General features: G+C 68.8%; 15 protein-coding genes. 7 read left to right on the top strand and 8 right to left on the bottom strand.

The features are described 5' to 3' along the window. Positions 1-46: 46 nt before the first annotated feature. Positions 47-1,645: a lysine--tRNA ligase gene (locus FHS98_RS06955; RefSeq protein WP_167102108.1), complete on the top strand. Its 1,599-nt coding sequence runs from the start codon at positions 47-49 to the stop codon at positions 1,643-1,645. Positions 1,646-1,814: 169 nt separating this feature from the next. Then, on the top strand, positions 1,815-2,486 hold the full coding sequence (locus tag FHS98_RS06950) for a hypothetical protein (RefSeq protein WP_167102105.1): 672 nt from the start codon (positions 1,815-1,817) through the stop codon (positions 2,484-2,486). Here the strand turns inward: FHS98_RS06950 and FHS98_RS06945 are convergent. The 5 genes from FHS98_RS06945 to FHS98_RS06925 form a co-directional block, all read right to left on the bottom strand. Continuing rightward, entirely contained in the window at positions 2,483-3,223 is a 741-nt protein-coding gene (locus FHS98_RS06945) for an NYN domain-containing protein (protein WP_167102102.1), read from the bottom strand. The two genes, FHS98_RS06950 and FHS98_RS06945, sit on opposite strands and share 4 nt — an antisense overlap. A 5-nt stretch (positions 3,224-3,228) precedes the next feature. Then, positions 3,229-5,028, bottom strand: a complete 1,800-nt coding sequence (locus FHS98_RS06940; protein ID WP_167102099.1) for a DUF885 domain-containing protein — start codon at positions 5,026-5,028, stop codon at positions 3,229-3,231. Between the two features lie 73 nt (positions 5,029-5,101). Then, positions 5,102-5,578, bottom strand: a complete 477-nt coding sequence (locus FHS98_RS06935) for an RcnB family protein (protein ID WP_167102096.1) — start codon at positions 5,576-5,578, stop codon at positions 5,102-5,104. Between the two features lie 230 nt (positions 5,579-5,808). After that, on the bottom strand, positions 5,809-6,672 hold the full coding sequence (locus FHS98_RS18650; RefSeq protein WP_208402095.1) for an RcnB family protein: 864 nt from the start codon (positions 6,670-6,672) through the stop codon (positions 5,809-5,811). Between the two features lie 110 nt (positions 6,673-6,782). Then, positions 6,783-7,652 carry a LysR substrate-binding domain-containing protein gene (locus FHS98_RS06925; RefSeq protein ID WP_167102094.1) on the bottom strand — a complete coding sequence of 290 codons (870 nt, stop codon included), beginning with the start codon at positions 7,650-7,652 and terminating at the stop codon, positions 6,783-6,785. A gap of 75 nt (positions 7,653-7,727) precedes the next feature. On the opposite strand from FHS98_RS06925, the gene FHS98_RS06920 reads away from it, so the two are divergent. After that, positions 7,728-8,795, top strand: a complete 1,068-nt coding sequence (locus FHS98_RS06920; protein ID WP_208402093.1) for a YeiH family protein — start codon at positions 7,728-7,730, stop codon at positions 8,793-8,795. Here the strand turns inward: FHS98_RS06920 and FHS98_RS06915 are convergent. The 3 genes from FHS98_RS06915 to FHS98_RS18965 form a co-directional block, all read right to left on the bottom strand. Beyond that, positions 8,792-9,334, bottom strand: a complete 543-nt coding sequence (locus FHS98_RS06915; RefSeq protein WP_167102091.1) for a 2Fe-2S iron-sulfur cluster-binding protein — start codon at positions 9,332-9,334, stop codon at positions 8,792-8,794. The two genes, FHS98_RS06920 and FHS98_RS06915, sit on opposite strands and share 4 nt — an antisense overlap. Further along, a complete protein-coding gene (locus FHS98_RS06910) occupies positions 9,331-10,089 on the bottom strand; it encodes an SPFH domain-containing protein (protein ID WP_167102980.1) in 759 nt (252 codons plus the stop codon). Before FHS98_RS06910 ends, FHS98_RS06915 begins: the two co-directional genes overlap by 4 nt. A 204-nt stretch (positions 10,090-10,293) precedes the next feature. Then, positions 10,294-11,088: a cold-shock protein gene (locus tag FHS98_RS18965; protein ID WP_167102087.1), complete on the bottom strand. Its 795-nt coding sequence runs from the start codon at positions 11,086-11,088 to the stop codon at positions 10,294-10,296. 242 nt (positions 11,089-11,330) lie between these two features. Here FHS98_RS18965 and FHS98_RS06900 point away from each other — a divergent pair, with 242 nt between their 5' ends. Genes FHS98_RS06900 through FHS98_RS06885 form a run of 4 tightly spaced genes read left to right on the top strand, consistent with a single transcriptional unit; the run spans position 11,331 to position 14,046 of the window. Continuing rightward, positions 11,331-12,104: a TerC family protein gene (locus FHS98_RS06900; RefSeq protein ID WP_167102084.1), complete on the top strand. Its 774-nt coding sequence runs from the start codon at positions 11,331-11,333 to the stop codon at positions 12,102-12,104. 31 nt (positions 12,105-12,135) lie between these two features. Further along, complete coding sequence (locus tag FHS98_RS06895) at positions 12,136-12,756, top strand: ribonuclease D (protein WP_167102081.1); 621 nt, start codon at positions 12,136-12,138, stop codon at positions 12,754-12,756. Next, a complete protein-coding gene (gene lptC, locus FHS98_RS06890) occupies positions 12,749-13,420 on the top strand; it encodes an LPS export ABC transporter periplasmic protein LptC (protein WP_167102078.1) in 672 nt (223 codons plus the stop codon). The genes FHS98_RS06895 and lptC overlap by 8 nt, the downstream gene beginning before the upstream one ends. After that, positions 13,417-14,046: an LptA/OstA family protein gene (locus FHS98_RS06885; RefSeq protein WP_167102075.1), complete on the top strand. Its 630-nt coding sequence runs from the start codon at positions 13,417-13,419 to the stop codon at positions 14,044-14,046. Before lptC ends, FHS98_RS06885 begins: the two co-directional genes overlap by 4 nt. Positions 14,047-14,104: the final 58 nt, after the last annotated feature.

Below are 14,104 nucleotides of genomic sequence, written 5' to 3'. Positions count from 1 at the left end.
TCCCAGCTTTCGCTGGGATGACGATGCCCTTAAAGGAGCGGGCATCATGACCGACACTCCAGCCACCGCCCCCGATCACCGCACCGCCGCCCTCGCCAGCAAGGCCTGGCCCTATGAGGAAGCGCGCAAGCTGATGAAACGGTGGCCGGAGGGGAAACCCGCCGATGCGGCGATGCTGTTCCAGACAGGCTACGGCCCCTCGGGCCTGCCGCATATCGGCACCTTCACCGAGGTGGCGCGCACGTCGATGGTGCGCAATGCCTATGAGGAGATGACCGGCGGCAGGACGCGCCTCGTCGCCTTCTCCGACGACATGGACGGGATGCGCAAGGTGCCGGGCAATCTGCCCGAGCAGGAGATGCTCCACGCCCATCTCGACCTGCCCTTGAGCCGCGTGCCCGATCCGTTCGGCACGCATGAGAGCTTCGCCGCCCACAACAATGCGCGCCTGCGCAGCTTCCTCGACCAGTTCGGCTTCGATTACGAGTTCATCCCCGCCTCCGAGGCCTATGCCGACGGCCGCTTCGACGAGACGCTGAAGTCCATCCTGCGCCATTACGACAAGATCATGGGCGTGATGCTGCCGACGCTCGGCGAGGAGCGCCGCAAGACCTATTCGCCGATCTTCCCGATCCACCCCGAGACCGGCAAGGTGCTCCAGGTGCCGATCGAGGTGGTCGATGCGGACGCCGGCCTCGTCGCCTACATCGATCTCGTCTCGGGCGAACGCCGCGAGCAGTCGGTGCTGGGCGGGCTCGCCAAGGCGCAGTGGAAGGTCGACTGGGCGCTGCGCTGGGTCGCCTTCGGGGTCGATTACGAGATGGCGGGCAAGGATCTGATCGATTCGGTCATCCAGTCCGGCAAGATCGCCCGCGTGCTCGGCGCGACGCCGCCCGACGGCTTCAACTACGAGATGTTCCTCGACGAGCATGGCGCCAAGATTTCGAAGACCAAGGGCAACGGCCTGACGATCGAGGAATGGCTGACCTACGCCCCGATCGAGAGCCTCGCCTTCTACATCTATCGCGAGCCCAGGAAGGCCCGCGCGCTGAGCTTCAGCGTGATCCCGCGCGCGGTGGATGAGTATTACCAGTTCCTCGCTACCTATCCGACCCAGCCGATCGAGCAGCAGCTCGGCAACCCCGTCCATCATGTCCATCTGGGCCAGGTGCCGGCGGTCGACATGCCGCTCAGCTTCGGCCTGCTGCTCAACCTCGTCAGCGTGGCGATGACCGAGGACAAGGCGCTGCTGTGGCGCTACGTCCAGCGCTACGCCCCGCAGGTGAGCCCCGAGACGCACCCGGAGCTGGACAAGCTGCTCGGCTATGCCGTCGCCTATTTCCGCGATTTCGTGGCCGCCACGCTCCAGCGCCGCGCGCCGACGGAGATGGAGAAGGCCGCGCTCGCCGATCTCGACGCGCGCTTCGCCGCCCTCCCCGCCGATGCGGACGCCGAGGCGATCCAGTTCGAGGTCTATGAGTGCGGCAAGGCGCACCCGTTCGAATCGCTGCGCGACTGGTTCAGGACGCTCTACGAGACGCTGCTCGGCTCCAGCCAGGGGCCGCGCATGGGCAGCTTCGCGGCGCTCTACGGCCTTGCCGAGACGCGCCAGCTCATCGCCGACGCGCTCGCCCGGACAGGCTGAGCGAAGAACCGATCGGGCCGTGATGCGTTCATCCTCACGGCCCGCCCTTTCGGATCGATGCCCGCGCGATCCGGGTTCGCGCGGCGCGGCCATGCGGAGCTTCCCTGCCTTCCGCCATCTCGCCGCAGTCAGTCGACATTCACGTCCGGCCCCGGAATAAGGAGCCGTCATGCATCCAGTTCTGCGCGGCGCCGCCGCGATCGCCATCGTCACCACCATCGCCGGCTCGGCCCAGGCCGAGAGCCCGCGCGATACCCTCATCCGCGCCGCCTTCGGCACGCACGACAAGGCGCAGGCGCTGGCGCTCGTCAACGAGGCGATCGCCGAGACGCGCACGGTCTCCGACCATGAGGCGCAACTCCAGCACGCGCTGGGCATCGGCTATCGCGGCCAGCTCACCCGCTCGCCGTCGGACGCCAAGGCCGCCCACAGCGCGCTGGAGGCCATCGCCGCCGCCGATCCACGCGATGCCGAGACGCAGGTCGCGCTTGCCGGCTGGCATCTGACGGCGGTCGGCGATCTGGGCGATTTCCTCGCCCGCGCGCTGCTCGGCGCGAGCCGGGCAAAGGGGCTGGCGGCACTCGACAAGGCGGTGGAGATGGGCAGCAACCGCGCCTTCTTCCCGGCCTATGCGGCGCTGATCCGCATCAAGCTCGACACGTCGGACACCGCCACCGCGCTGCGCCTCGCCGAACGCGCCGCCGCGACGCCCGCGCCGACCCCGCTCGACCGCATCATGCAGCGCGCCGCCGCCCGGCTGATCCCGTCGCTTCAGGCCGGCAAGGGCGACGCCGCCGCGCGGATCGCCAAGCAGCTCCTGCCGTTCGGCTCGATCAGCTAGGCTTTCGGTTTCGGGCGGATGTGGATCGCGCGTCCGCTGGTCCGGCGTACCTCAAACGCCCCGGTCTTCTCCACCAGCGTCACCAGCTTGGCCTGACCGAAGGTGCGCGGGTCGAAATCGGGAGCGAGCGTCGAGAGTCGCTGCCCGACACCGCCGAGCGTCACCCAGCCATCATCATCTTCGAGCTGCGCCACCGCGCGGCGCAGCAGCGGCACCGCCGCGCTCGCCGGGCGTGCCACCGAGGCGGGGCGCGCATCGGGCCGTTCGGGCTCGTCGGCGGCGGGGGCTTCGGGCAACAGGTTCTCGGTGTAGATGAAGCGGCGGCACGCCTGCCGGAACGCCTCCGGCGTCTTCTGCTCGCCGAAGCCATAGACATCGACGCCCTGCTCGCGGATGCGCGCCGCGAGGCGGGTGAAGTCGCTGTCCGACGAGACGAGGCAGAAGCCGTCGAACCGCCCCGAATGGAGCAGGTCCATCGCATCGATCACCAGCGCGATGTCAGAGGCGTTCTTGCCCTGCGTGTAGGCGAAGTTCTGGTGCGGCAGGATGGCGTGGGCGGCGAGGATGTCCGCCCACGACTTCAGGCGGGGACTGGAGAAGTCCCCATAGATCCGCCGCACGCTCGCCTCGCCGATCTTGGCGATCTCCTCGAACAGGCCGGGCGCGATCCGCGCGCTGGCATTGTCCGCATCGATCAGGACGGCAAGGCGGGGCGCGCGGACGGGTTCGGATGCCATGACGCTCACTTCCCCTTCTGCGCGGCGATCCAGTCGTCAATCTTCTTTTCCAGCACCGTCATCGGCAGAGCCCCCGTGTCGAGTACCTGCGCATGGAACGCGCGGGGATCGAACCTGGCCCCGAGCGCCGCCTTGGCCTTGGCCTTTTCCTTGAGGATGGTGAGCTGGCCGACCTTGTAGGCCAGCGCCTGCCCCGGAATGGCGATGTAGCGCTCGACCTCAGCGGTGACGTCCGCCTTCCCCATGGCGGAGTTGGTGGTCATGTAGGTGATCGCCTGATCGCGGGTCCAGCCCATCGCGTGGATGCCGCTGTCCACCACCAGACGCATCGCGCGCAGCATCTCGTCATTGAGGCCGCCGAAGCGCTGGTACGGATCGGTCTCCATCCCCAGCTCCGGCCAGAGCGATTCCGAATAGAGCGCCCAGCCCTCGACGAACGCCGTGTTGCCGCCGAAACGCATGAAGTTGGGGAGCTTGGTATTCTCCTGCGCCAGGCTGATCTGGAAATGATGGCCGGGGATCGCCTCGTGCAGGAACAGCGTCTCCTCGCCCCAGGTGAAGCGGGTCGGGAGGTCGTATCCGTTGTAATAGAACACGCCCGGACGCGTGCCGTCCGCCGAGCCCTGCATATATTCGCCGGCCGCGGAGGACTTCTCCTTGTAGGCCGGCTCGGCGCGGATCTCGAACGGCGTCTTGGGGACGAGCGAGAACTGCTCGGGGATGCGCTGCTCGATCCGCGCCTGAATCTGGCGGTAGCGCGCCTGGAGCCAGTCGCGCGAGGGCGGCGCGAACTTGGGGTCGGTGGTCATGTAGTGGAAGAAGGCGTGGAGATCGCCCTTGAAGCCGACCTTGGCCTTCACGGCCTCCAGCTGCCTGGTGATCCGCGCCACCTCGTTCAGGCCCAACTGGTGGACCTCCTCCGCGGTCATCGGCAGCGTCGTGTTCTGCTCGATCAGGTAATTATAATAGGCCTTGCCGCCGGGCAGCGCCCCCAGACCCACCGTATCGCGCGCGTGCGGCAGATATTCGGTCTTGAGGAAAGCCAGCAGCTTCGCGTTGGCGGGCAGGATGCCGTCGCGGATGGCCGTCGTGTAGGCATCGCGCAGGCGCGCCTGATCGGCGGCCGGAATCGTGTCCGGGAAGCTCTTCACCGGGCCGTAATAGGGCGTGCCCTCGACGCCGCCCGCGGCCTGAAGCGTCAGCTCGTCGATCATGTTGTTCACGACCAGCTTGGGCTCGACGATGCCGGCGGCGATGCCCTGGCGGAAGCGGGCGATGATCTCGTCGACCAGATGCGGATATTGGGCGTGGCGCTTCAGCGCGTCCTCATAATCCTTCACCGTCTTGAACGGCGCCGCGCCCTGCCCGGAGGAGAGGTCCGCATAATCGAGGTGCAGGCCATAGAAATGGTTGATCGGCATCACCTCCGCGACCTTGAGCAGATCGGGGCGATAGCTTTCGAGATCGATCTCGGTGTTCCGCTTGAACGTGTCGTAGGCGATCCGGTCGGTCGGATCGAGCGAGGCGCGCGGGATGGCCGAGAGCTGCTTCAGCGCATCCTCGTCGGCGGTCTTCTCGCCGGCATAATGGGCGTCGGAATAGAGATCGCCGATCTGGTCGGCATAGCGCAGGTCGCCGCGATAGAGCGCCTGGAGCGGATTGCGCTTGAGCAGCCCCTCGTCGGTGTCGGCGAACAGCCTGTGGAGACGCGTCGCGGCGTCGGGCGTGGCGGGCGCGGCATAAGCGGACGCGGGCAGCAGCGCGGCGGCGAGCAGGAAGGTGCGAAGGGAACGGGCAACGGTCATCGGGAAAGCCTCCGCGATTCAGATGGATCGCGGAGGCTTATCGACCGGCCGTCACACCGGCAAGCAAGGCGTCTTAGAAGAAGAACCCGCCATAGACGTTCAGGACGCGGCCCGAGCGGGTGTCGACCAGCACCACGTCGTTGCCGTAGCGGACCCAGCGCTGATAGCCGACGACCGGGGGCAGGCGGTAACGGACCGGATCGATCCAGTAGCGGCGATTGTAGAAGCCCGGCTCGAAGCGATAGCCGACCGCGACCGGACGATAGCGCCAGCCGGCGCGCGGGCCGACATAGGCCGGGCCGCGGAAAGCTTCGGGATGCGAGCGGCGATAGTCGCGCCAGTCGCCACGGGCCTCGCGGCGGTCATTGCGCAGATCGCGGCGCGCATCGCGGACGTCATGACGGTCGCCACGGGCATAAGCGCGGTTCAGATCGCGCTGATCCTGACGAATCTCGCGCTGGTCGTGGCGAACCTCGCCATAGGACTGGGCCATGGCCGCCGCCGGCAGCAGCGTCGCCATGAGCGCGGAAGCGAGAATGAGCTTACGCATGTTGAACATCCCTCTCTGTTTCGGGCCTGGTTGGAAATCACACCCTGCCGATAGCTTTGATTTGCCACGATCGATATGAACGCCGCCGGAATGATGCTTTTATCCGGGATTCATCTTCGATATTCGTGATTTCGTCTTCATGTCGGCCGGGCCGATCGCCGGGCGCCGATAACGAAAGACCCGGCGCGAGGGTTCCCCCGCGCCGGGCCGTTCCCGCGATCCCGCCTCGCCTACCAGAAGAAGTCCGGTATCTCGTCGACCACATAGCCGGTGGAGACATCGACCAGCAGCGCGTCGTTGTAATAGCGGACCCAGCGATAGGGGCCGTAAGCCGGCGGCAGGCGATATTCCCACGGATCGGCGATCCAGTAGGCCGAGCTGAAGAACAACGGCGCCAGCCGCACGCCGATGCCGTAGCGGCGATAGCCCCAGCCATAGCCCGACGGCGGACGATAGCGGCCGACATGGAAGCGATCGCGGTTCGCGTCGCGCCAGCCGCGCCAGTCATAGCGGTTGTCGTTGCGCCATCCGCTGTTCCAGCCCCCGCCCGGACGACCATGGTTCCAGTCGTTGCCGGAGCGGACATGCACCCCGCCATAGCCGGGCCGGCCATGATCCCAGTCGCCCCCCGGACGCCCCGGAACGGCATTGCCCGGACGGCCATGGTTCCAATCGCCGCCGCCGGGGCGGCCGTCATGATGGTCGCCGCGGTCCCAGCCGCCGGGGCGGCCGGGGGCGTTATTGCCCGCCCAATGCCCCTCGCGCGGGCGGACCTGGCCGGCATTGGCCGGCACGTTGGGGCGCGGCTGCGCGCCGCCGCCCTGCCAGCCGCCCGGACGGCCGTGATCGCCATGGTCGGCCCAGTTCTGCCCGCCACCGGGCTGCCCCTGCGGACGCGGCTGCGCCTGCGGAGCCGGGCCGGGTCGTCCCTGCCCTTGCCCCCGGCCCTGCCAGCCGCCGCCACCACCATGATGGTCGCCGCCACCCTGACGCTGGCCGCCGCCCTGATGCTGGCCGCCATGATTCCAATCCTGCGCCACCGCCGGCGCCGCCGCGGCCGAAGCCAGCAACATTGCGGAGATCAACAGTCGCATCCCACTCCACCTTCCATTCGTGCGGGCGCAGCGTGCGCCACCATGTCGCCGCAATGCGCCCGGCCGGATGACACGGCGCTGAACCCCTTAGTCAGCAATCGGAAAGCATCTCACAAGGCCGCAACGAACGCCTCGGCGGCACGGCTCCGATGCCGTTCTCGATGCGCCAGCATGGTGAAGGCGCGCTCCGGCAACGGGAAGTCGAGCCGCGCGACATGCCCCGCCGCCAGCCGCGCCGCCGCCGCGAGATCGGAGACGGCGGCGACGAGCCCGCCCGCCTCCACCGCCGCCAGCACCGCCCCGTTGGAGGGCAGCTCCAGCCGCACGTCGAGATCGGGCAACGCCACGCCCACCGATGCGATCGCCTGCGCGAAATGGTCGCGCGTGCCCGATCCGGGTTCGCGCAGCACCCAGGCAGCCTGGCGCAACGAGACGCGATCGATCCGCGCGCCGAGCAAAGGATGCCCCGGCGCGACATAGAGGCCGAGCCGATCGCCGCCCACCTCGGCGGCGCGCAGGTGCGGATCGTCCACCCGCCCCTCGACGAAGGCGAGGTCCGCCTCGCCCGCCAGCACGGATGCCGCCGCCTGCGTGCTGTTGCCCACCGTCATCGACAGCTTCACGCCGGGCTGCGCGGCTGCGAAGCGCGCCATGCGTGCCGGCAACCAATAGCCCGCCACCGTCTGGCTCGCGGCGAGGCGCAGTTCGCCCCGCCTGAGCCCGGCGAGATCGTCGAGCATCCGCTGCGCCGCCGCCGCGCGCGCCAGCACCGCCTTCGCCTCGGGCAGGAACACCCGCCCCGCCTCCGACAGCGCCAGCCCCCGCCCGACCCGGTCGAACAGCCGCGTGGCGTGCCGATCCTCCAGCGCCGCGACCGCCGCGCTGACCGCCGGCTGGGTGAGATGCAGCGCCTCCGCCGCACGCGTCATGCTGAGCCGTTCGGCGACGCCGACGAAGATACGAAGCTGCTCCAGAGTCATTCAATAACTATAATCTATGGATTATACATTATCAATCGATTGGATTTGTCTAACCGTCGGGCGCACTCCAGCGCCATGGCTACCGCACCTCTCCACACCGCTCCGTCGACGATCATGCAGCGCGGCTCGGGCCTTCTTCCGGGCATCGTCCTGTGTGCAGCCGTCACCTTTGCCGCCCTCACCGCGCAGCGGATCGAGGTGGCGCTGACCGGTCGCGCCTGGCTGGAGGCGCTGGTGCTGGCAATCTTGATCGGCACCGCGGTGCGCACCGCCTGGTCGCCCGCCGAGCGCTGGCAGGCGGGCATCCATTTTTCCGCCAAGACGCTGCTCGAGCTGGCGGTGGCGATGCTGGGCGCGACGATCAGCCTCGGCGCGATCGTCGGCGCGGGCGCGCCGCTGGTGGCGGGGATCGTCGCCGCGGTCGCCATCTCCATCACGGCGAGCTTCACGCTCGGGCGGCTGTTCGGCCTGCCGCGCAAGCTCGCCATGCTCATCGCCTGCGGCAACGCGATCTGCGGCAATTCCGCCATCGCCGCCGTCGCCCCGGTGATCGATGCCGAGAGCGACGACGTCGCCGCCTCGATCGCCTTCACCGCCGTGCTTGGCGTGGCCGTGGTGCTGCTGCTCCCGCTCATCGCCCATGTGCTGGGCCTCGGCCAGCACGGCGGCGGCGCGCTGGCGGGGCTGACCGTCTATGCCGTGCCGCAGGTGCTGGCCGCCGCCGCTCCGCTGGGCGTCGCCGCCGTGCAGCTCGGCACGCTGGTGAAGCTGGTGCGCGTGCTGATGCTCGGGCCGGTGGTGATGACGCTCTCGCTTATCATGGGCCGCCGCCACGGCGCGGAGCGCGCGCCGGTGGCCAGCCATTCCATCGCCTCCATCACCCGCTTCCTGCCGTGGTTCATCCTTGCCTTCCTCGCGCTTGCCGCCGCGCGGTCCCTGGGGCTGCTGCCGGAGGTGGCGGTGGCGGGCGCGGGCCAGCTCGCAGGGCTGCTCACCATCGTGTCCATGGCGGCGCTCGGCCTCGGCGTGGATCTGCGCAGCGTCGCCGCCGCCGGGCCGCGGGTGACGGCGGTGGTCACGCTGTCGCTGGTGATCCTCGGCGCGGTGGCGCTGGTGGTGATCCGCCTCGCGGGGATCGCCTAACGCCGGGGCGGGGCGAGCGCGGGAACGGCCCGCGCCGCGTCCGCCGGATCGATGCCGGGCGGGGGAGCCGCGAGAATGGCTTCCTCGCCCCGCGCCATCGCCGCCGCCCGCCGAATCGCCGCAACGAGGCGCGGCTGAACCCCACAGCGGCAGAGATGGGTGATCGCCGCGACGATCTCGGCATCCGCGACACTGGGCCGGGCCTCGATCAGCGCAGCGGCCGTCATGATGATGCCGGGCGTGCAGAAGCCGCATTGCACCGCCCCTTCCGCCGTCATCGCCTGCTGCACGGGATGGCCGCGATCGCGCGACAGCGCCTCGATCGTGGTGACGAACGTCCCCTCCGCCTCGGCGATGCTGACCCGGCAGGAGCGCGCCGCCTTGCCGTCGACATGCACCGTGCAGGCCCCGCATTCGCCCGTGCCGCAGCCATATTTGGTGCCGGTGAGGTTGGAGACGTCCCGCAGCGCGAACAGCAGCGGCGTCTCCGGTGCGAGACGATAGCGCACCGGCTGGCCGTTGACGGTGAGTGCGGTCACTCCTTCCTGCCCGCCAGCGTGCGCGCCGCCTCGATCAGCTCGACCGGCAACATCGCGATCACCGTGCTGTTATGCTCGGCACCGATTTCGGAGAGGGTCTGGAGGCGGCGCAGTTCGAGCGCCCCCGAACTGGTGCCGATGGTCGACGCGGCATCGGCCAGCTTCTGCGCGGCCTCCTGCTCGCCCTCGGCCTTGATGATGCGCGCGCGCTTCTCGCGCACCGCCTCGGCCTCGCGGCCGATGGCGCGCTGCATCGCCTCGGGGATGTCGAGATCCTTCAGCTCCACGGCATCGACCGCCACGCCCCATTGCTCGACCGCGCGGGTCAGCATTCCCATCAACCGCTGGTTGATGACGGCGCGATCCTTGAGGAGCTGATCGAGATCGGACTGGCCGATGGCGTCGCGAAGGCCCGTCTCGGCGGCCTGGAGCACGGCGCGCTGCCACGCCTCCACCACCGTCACCACGCGCACGGGGTTGATCGCGCGGAACCACAGCACCGCGTTGACGCGCACCGCCACGCCGTCGCGGGTGACCGTCTCCTGCGTGTCGAGCGCGATGGTGACGGTGCGGGTGTCGATCCGCACGGCGCGGTCGACGAAGGGGATCAGCCAGTACCAGCCCGGCCCCTTGGGCTCGGTGACGCGCCCCAGCCGGAAGACCACGGCACGTTCATATTCCTGGTTGATCCCGAAGGTTTTCAGCGCCGCCGTCAGCAGGATAATCAGCGGAATCGCGAGCAGGCCCAGCATCATCGACACGTCACGCCCCCTTGTCGCGGCGCAGTCAGCCGCGCGGAGGCACGCTAGAGCAAATCGCGCGCCGGGTGAATGGGAAGCCCCCTCCACCCCGGCGGCATCCGTGCGCGGCCACCCGGAAGGCCGCGCCCGGCCAAGCAAAAGGCCCGGCCCACGCTCGTTGACGTGGGCCGGGCCTCCGGCATCCCCCTCCCGGGAAACTTACTCGTGAACGGGCGTCAGGTTCACGGCGGCGTACTTGCCGCGACGATCGACCTCGAGTTCGAACTCGAGACGATCACCCTCGTTCAGCGAGGTCATGCCCGCGCGCTCGACCGCCGAGATGTGCACGAACGCATCCGGCTGGCCGTCATCGCGCTGGATGAAGCCGAAACCCTTCATCGGGTTGAAGAACTTCACGGTGCCGGAAGCCTTCTCGCCGGTGAGCTGACGGGCCGGGGCGCGCGGCGCCTCGGTGACCGGGAGCGCTTCGCCCTCGATCTTGAGGTCCGACGCCGAGACGCGGCCGCCGCGATCGACGAGCGTGAACGCCAGCGTCTGGCCTTCCGCGAGGCCGGTCAGGCCCGCCTGCTCGACGGCCGAGATATGCACGAAGACGTCTTCGCCGCCATCGTCACGGACGATGAAGCCGAAGCCCTTCTGGCCGTTGAAGAACTTCACGGTGCCCTTGGCTTCGCCGATCACCTGGGCGGGCATTCCGCCGCCGCCGCCACGGCCGCCGCCGAAGCCGCCACCGCCGCCGAAGCCGCCGCCGCTACGACCACCGCCGAAGCCGCCGCCACCGCCGCCGAAGCGACCACCGCCGCCACCGCTGCCGAAACGGTCACCACCGCCACCGAAGCGATCGCCGCCACCGCCGAAACGGTCGCCGCCGCCGCCGAAGCGATCACCGCCACCGAAGCCGCCGCCGCCGTAGCCACCGCCAAAATCGTCGCCGCCGAAGCCGTCGCGCTTGTCCTTGCCGCGCTGCCCGCGCCGCCCACGATCGAAACTCATGCTGGAATAATCTTTCCCGGGTCGCCCATCATATCTTGAAGATGACACACCGGGCGCAGCGTGCAAACTCCGGGCGCGAAACAAAGTGCGCGCTTAGACCCGTCATACCGCAAAACCATTAGCCTCGCGAGCCATTTTGTCGCGAGCGACTGGCGCAACACCGCATCCGCGTGACAAAGTTGCAACTAACCTCGTCGAAATGCTTGCTGAGGCCGGAACGACAAGGCACGGTCGCGGCCGTCATGCCCGATCTCCTGTCGCTCATCGCCAATCCCGGCACCTGGATCGCTCTCGCCACTCTCGTGGTGATGGAAGTGGTGTTGGGAATCGACAATCTCGTCTTCGTCTCGATCCTGTCGAATCGCCTGCCGCCGGCGCAGCAGACGAAGGCGCGCCGGATCGGCATCGGGCTCGCACTGGGCCTGCGCCTCGCGCTGCTGTCGGCGATCGCCTGGCTGGTGGGGCTGACCGCGCCGATCCTCGATCTCGGCCTCACCGGGCCGCTGGTGGACGGGCATCCCGCCTTCGAGACGGCCTTCTCGGCGCGCGACCTGATCCTGATCGCCGGCGGCCTGTTCCTGATCTGGAAGGCCACCAAGGAAATCCATCACACGATGGAGGAAGGCGGCGAAAAGCCCGAATCGGTCCATGCCGGCCATATCGGATTTGGCTCGGCGATCGCGCAGATCGTGGCGCTGGACATCGTCTTCTCGATCGATTCGATCCTCACCGCGGTGGGCATGACCAGCGAGCTTCCGGTGATGGTGGCGGCGGTCGTCATCGCGGTGGGGTTAATGCTGGTCGCCGCCGATCCGCTGGCGCGCTTCATCGGCCGCAACCCGACGGTGGTGATGCTGGCGCTGGGCTTCCTGCTGATGATCGGCGCGATGCTGATCGCGGACGGCTTCGGCATCCATGTGCCGAGGGGCTATGTCTATGCCGCGATGGGCTTCTCGGCCGGCGTGGAGGCCCTCAACATGGCCGCGCGCCGCCGACGCGGAGGCGCGGGCCATTGAGCAACGCCGCGCGAAGCCCTATGCGCGGGGAATGACCGTTTATTTCCACGAGGAAGACCTTCCCGCCGGCGTGTTCGCCCCCGGTGCCGCCGTTGCCGTCGACACCGAGACGATGGGCCTCATCACGCCCCGCGACCGGCTGTGCGTCGTCCAGATCTCGGATGGCCGCGGCGACGAGCATCTCGTCCGTTTCGGGCCGAACAGCGACTATGCCGCGCCCAATCTGCGCGCCGTGCTGGCGGACCCGGATCGGCTGAAGCTCTATCACTTCGCCCGCTTCGATCTCGCCGCGATCCGCCATTATCTGGGCGTGGTGGCGGCGCCGGTCTATTGCACCAAGATCGCCTCGCGCCTGATCCGCACCTATACCGACCGCCACGGCCTCAAGGAGCTGGTGCGCGAGCTGCTCGGCGTCGACGTCTCCAAGCAGCAGCAATCGTCGGACTGGGGCGCGCCCGAGCTTTCGGATGCGCAGAAGGATTATGCGGCCTCCGACGTGCGCTATCTCCACGCGATGAAGGAGAAGCTCGACGAGCGCCTGATTCGCGAAGGCCGCATGGCGCTGGCGCAGTCCTGCTTCGACTTCCTGCCCGCCCGCGCCGAGCTGGATCTCGCCGGCTGGCCGGAGGTGGACATCTTCGCCCATGCCTGAGAGCGTCGCCGGGCCTCTTTCCGATGCGGCCCGCGCCGAGCGACGCCGCCGGCGGGCCTGGGCGAATCCGGGATCGAGCCATGACCGGGTCATCGCCATCGGGCGCGTGGTGCTGCCCGCCGCGGTGGGCGTGCTCACCATCGCGCTGGCGACCGCACCGCTCACCTCCGGGCGCGATATCTCCTTCGTGCTCTCCAAGGATCGCGTCGCCGTCGCCAAGGAGCGGATGCGCGTGACGCAGGCGCTCTATCGCGGCGAGGATTCGAACGGCCAGCCCTTCTCGCTGACCGCGAAGTCGGCCGTGCAGCAGACGTCGGCCGATCCGATCGTCCGGCTCGACCAGATCTTCGCCAAGATTCAGCTTCAGGGCGGGCCGGCCGAACTGGTCGCGCCCAAGGGCCGCTACAATCTCGACAACCAGCGCGTCGCGCTGGACGGCCCCGTCAACTTCCACAGCAACGACGGCTATACGCTCCAGACCCACGACGTCATCCTCGACATGCAGAGCCGCCAGCTCGCCAGCCGCGCGCCGGTGACGGGCACCATGCCGCTCGGCAATTACAGCGCCGACCGGATGCATGCCGATCTCGACAATCATGTGGTCATCCTCGACGGGCACGCCCGCTTGCATATCGTGCAGCGAAACGGCACATCGCGGCGATGAAACTCGCCACGCCTTCCATGCTTGCCGCCCTCGTGCTGGTCGCGGGGGGCGCCGGCCTTGCCCATGCCCAGCAGGCGAAGCATGACAGCAACGCCCCGATCGACTGGGATGCGGACCGCATGGAGGTCCACGACAAGGATCATCGCGCGATCCTGATCGGCAACGTCAAGGCGGTGCAGCAGGACATGACGCTCACCGCCGACCGCGCGACCGCCAACTATACCGGCAGCGTCGCCAACAGCGGCGGCACGGGCGCGGGCGGCGGCAACCCGCAGGTCCACCGGCTGGACGCCAACGGCCATGTCGTCGTCACCCGCCCCAACGAGGTCGCGCACGGCGAATATGGCATCTACGATCTCGACAAGCGGCTGGTCACGCTGATCGGCAATGTCACGCTCGATCGCACCGGCCCCAATGCCGGCACGGTTCGCGGCGGGCGGCTGGTCATCAACCTCAACACCAATCAGGCCAACATGGATGGCAGCGCGGTCGGCGGCAACGGCACGGCCGGCACCGGCGGCCGGGTGTCGGGTCGCTTCACCGTGCCCCAGCACGACAATGACAAGAATTCGTCCGGTACGCCGGCCGCCAAGCCCGCCACCGCGCCGAAGCCGGCACAATCCTGACGCGGCGGCGTCCTCCGGGGCTTGATCGCCCGGCGGGACGCCTGCCAGATGTCCGGGG

It is taken from the genome of Sphingomonas oligoaromativorans, from assembly GCF_011762195.1.
Classification (GTDB): Bacteria; Pseudomonadota; Alphaproteobacteria; order Sphingomonadales; family Sphingomonadaceae; genus Solisphingomonas; species Solisphingomonas oligoaromativorans.
Note: the sequence above shows the minus strand (reverse complement) of the source record. Positions and strands in the feature narration are given on the sequence as shown.